Raw genomic sequence first — 3,709 nt, forward strand, 5'->3', positions numbered from 1 at the left:
ACAGAGGCGCCATAGATAAGCATCCTGCATCGGTATCTCGGCCGGATCTCGGTATCTCGGCGGAGCGGGGGTGGCGGCCGGAGCGGGGGCGGGGGACGGGGCGAGCGGGTGGGTCAGGCGCCGAGGCCGTCCACGACCTCGACGCACTGGCGTGCGATCGCGAGCTCCTCGTTGGTCGGTACGACCATGACGAGCGTGCTGGTCCACGACGGGGAGATGATCCGGGGCTCGTCGGAGCGGACGGCGTTGCGGTCGGGGTCGACGGCGAGCCCCAGCGGTTCGAGGCCGTCGAGGACCTCGGCGCGCACCGCGGCGTCGTTCTCCCCGACGCCGGCCGTGAACGCGAGCACGTCGACCCGGCCGAGGACGGCCGAGTAGGCGCCGATGTACTTGCGCAGGCGGTGCTCGTAGACGTCGAGCGCGAGCCGGGCCGCCTTCGCGGCCTCGGGGTCGTCGCCGTCGGCCAGGGCGCGGACGGCGCGGAAGTCGTTCTCGCCCGCGAGCCCCTTGACGCCTGACCGCTTGTTGAACAGGTCGTCGATCTCGTCGATGCTCATGCCCGCGTTGCGGGACAGGTGGAACACGACGGCCGGGTCGATGTCGCCCGTGCGGGTGCCCATGACGAGCCCCTCGAGCGGCGTCAGCCCCATCGACGTCTCGACCGGGACCCCGCCCGCGATCGCCGACGCCGACGCCCCGTTGCCGAGGTGGAGCACGACCTGGTTGAGGTCCTGCACGCGCCGCCCCAGCACGCGCGCGACCTTGCCCGCGACGTACTGGTGGCTCGTGCCGTGGAAGCCGTACCGGCGGACCCCGTGCTCCTCGGCGACGCCCCGCTCGAGCGCGTACGTGTACGCGTGCTCCGGGAGGGACTGGAAGAACGCCGTGTCGAAGACGGCGACGTGCGGGACGTCGCCCATGAGCTCGCGCGCCACCTCGATACCCGTCGCGTTCGCCGGGTTGTGCAGCGGCGCGAGGGGCGACAGGTCGCGGATCTTCGCCAGGACGTCGTCGTCGACCAGGACCGGCTGGGAGAACACCGAACCGCCGTGGACGACGCGGTGCCCGACGGCGTGCACGCCGGCCTGCTCGAGGTCCGGCCCGAGCTCGCCGAAGAGCCCCAGCGCGACCCGCAGGGCTTCCGCGTGGTCCTCCACGTGCTGCTCGCGCTCCGTCGTGTTGCCGCCGAACCGGTGCCGCAGCGGGCTCGACGACTCGCCGATCCGCTCGACGATCCCCGACGCGATCGCCTCCCCGCCCACCGGGTTGACGAGCTGGTACTTGAGCGAGCTGGAACCCGAGTTCAGCACCAGGACGGACCCGTGCGCGCCGTACGCGGAGTAGGGGTTCGGGCGTTCGGACTCGGGCAGGATGCTCATGCTTCTCCTTCTCCGGCGGAGCCTGCTGCTGCGCCGACCGTGCCGGCCGTGCTGCCGGCCTGGGCCTGGATGGCGGTGATGGCGACCGTGTTCACGATGTCGTGGACGAGCGCGCCGCGCGACAGGTCGTTCACGGGCTTCGCGAGGCCCTGGAGCACCGGTCCGATCGCGACCGCGCCCGCGGAGCGCTGCACGGCCTTGTAGGTGTTGTTGCCCGTGTTGAGGTCGGGGAAGACGAACACGGTCGCCTTGCCGGCGACGTCGGAGCCGGGCATCTTCGACGCCGCGACCGAGGCGTCCACGGCGGCGTCGTACTGGATGGGGCCGGCCACCGACAGGTCGGCGCGGCGCTCGCGGACCAGCGCGGTCGCGTCCCGGACCTTCTCGACGTCGGCGCCGTAGCCGGACTCGCCCGTCGAGTACGACAGCATCGCGATCCGCGGCGGGACGCCGAACTGCGCGGCCGTGGCGGCCGACGAGATCGCGATGTCGGCGAGCTGCGTCGACGTCGGGTCGGGGATGACCGCACAGTCGCCGTAGACGAGCACCCGGTCCTCGAGGCACATGAGGAACACCGACGACACGACGGAGACTCCGGGCGCGGTCTTGATGATCTCGAACGACGGCTTGATGGTGTGGGCCGTGGTGTGCGCGGCGCCCGAGACCATCCCGTCCGCGAGCCCGAGGTGGACCATCATCGTGCCGAAGTACGAGACGTCGGTGACGATCTCGCGCGCACGCTCGACGGTCATGCCCTTGTGCGACCGCAGCCGCGTGTACTCCTCGGCGAACCGCTCGACGAGCCCCGGGTCGTGCGGGGACAGGACGTGCGCGCCGTCGAGCCGGAGCCCGAGCTCTGCGGCGCGCGACCGCACGGCCGCCTCGTCGCCGAGGATCGTCAGCTCCGCGACGTCGCGCTGCAGCAGGGTCGACGCCGCGCGCAGGATCCGGTCGTCGTCGCCCTCGGGCAGCACCACGTGCTTGCGGTCGGCGCGGGCACGCGCGAGGAGCTCGTACTCGAACATGAGCGGCGTCACCACGTCCGACGGCGGAACGTCCAGAGCCGCCGCCAGCCCGCCGTGCGCGGCGCCCGCGGTCGCACGGTCGAACAGTGCGAGCGCGGTGTCGACCTTCGCGGGGGCGTCGAGGCTGACCCGTCCACGGGTCCGGGCGGCGCGGCTCGCGGTCTCGATGGTGTCGAGGTGCGTCGTGAGGATCGGGAGGCTCGGGGCGAGGTCGTCGAGCAGGCGCGTGATCGACGCCGGGGGTTCGAGCCCGCCCGTCAGGACCATGGCGGCGAGCGACGGGTACGACGGCGCCGAGTGCGCCGCGAGGAGCCCGATGAGCACCTCCGAGCGGTCGCCCGCCGTGACGACGACCGCCCCGTCCGTGAGGTGGTCGAGCAGGTGCTCGAGGGTCATCGCGCCGACGAGGACGCCCATCGCCTCGCGGGCGAGGAGCTCGTCGTCGCCCAGGAGGAGCGTGCCGTCGACCGCATCGCGCAGGCCCTCGACCGTCGGCGCGGACAGCGACGGCTCCTCGGGGATCGTCCACACCGGCAGCGGTGACGTCGGGGCGCCGGGCGCGTCGAGGGCCGCGAGCGCCGCGCCCACCGCGTCGAGGTCGTCCGGGCGGCACCGGTTCGCGACGACGCCGAACGGCCGCGCGTGGTTCGTCTGGAGCTCGGCGAGGCTGACCTCGGCGAGCTGGCGGACGTCGTCGGGCGTGCGGCCGAAGCCCGAGAGCACGAGGAGGACGGGTGCGCCGAGGTTCGCGGCGACCCGGGCGTTGAAGGACAGCTCGGTCGGGCCGGCCACGTCGGTGTAGTCGCTGCCCAGGACGAGGACGGCGTCGCAGGCGACGGCGACGTCGTGGAACTTCGCGACGATCTGGGAGAGCGAGCCCTCGGGGTCGTCGTGGACCTCGTCGTACGTCACGCCGACGCACTGCTCGTAGCCGAGGTCCACGCTGTCGCGGGCGAGCAGGAGCTCGAGGACGTAGTCGCGACCCGAGCGAGGGTTCGCCTGCGCGCTGCGGGCGACGGGGCGGAACACCCCCACGCGCCGGAACCGTCGCTGGAGGAGCTCGAGGACGCCGAGGGCGACGGTCGACTTGCCGGTCTCCCCCTCGGGGGAGGTGATGTACACGCTTCGGGTGGACTCGCTCACCGCTCGCTCTCTCTGTGCTCGGTGTCGTGCTCGCGTCGTCAGGCGCTGCCCCTATTCCACCGCATGGCGGTGCGGCCCGCAGTGTCGCGAAGCACGAGGTGACGGACGTCTCCGTCGAGCGAGCGGGCCCGGCGTCGAGCAAGCGGGCACGCTCCGCTGGCT

The 3,709-nt window shown here is 72.8% G+C and carries 2 protein-coding genes; both read right to left on the reverse strand.

Annotation, left to right across the window (positions count from 1 at the left end; all coding sequences use genetic code 11):
- Positions 1-113: 113 nt before the first annotated feature.
- Positions 114-1,379, reverse strand: coding sequence for an acetate/propionate family kinase (locus tag ACFT5B_RS19400; protein ID WP_386800829.1), 1,266 nt, complete (start codon positions 1,377-1,379; stop codon positions 114-116).
- Positions 1,376-3,547, reverse strand: coding sequence for a phosphate acetyltransferase (gene pta / locus ACFT5B_RS19405; protein WP_386800830.1), 2,172 nt, complete (start codon positions 3,545-3,547; stop codon positions 1,376-1,378). Before pta ends, ACFT5B_RS19400 begins: the two co-directional genes overlap by 4 nt.
- Positions 3,548-3,709 lie beyond the last annotated feature (162 nt).

Source organism: Luteimicrobium sp. NPDC057192 (assembly GCF_042670205.1).
Lineage (GTDB): Bacteria > Actinomycetota > Actinomycetes > Actinomycetales > Cellulomonadaceae > Luteimicrobium.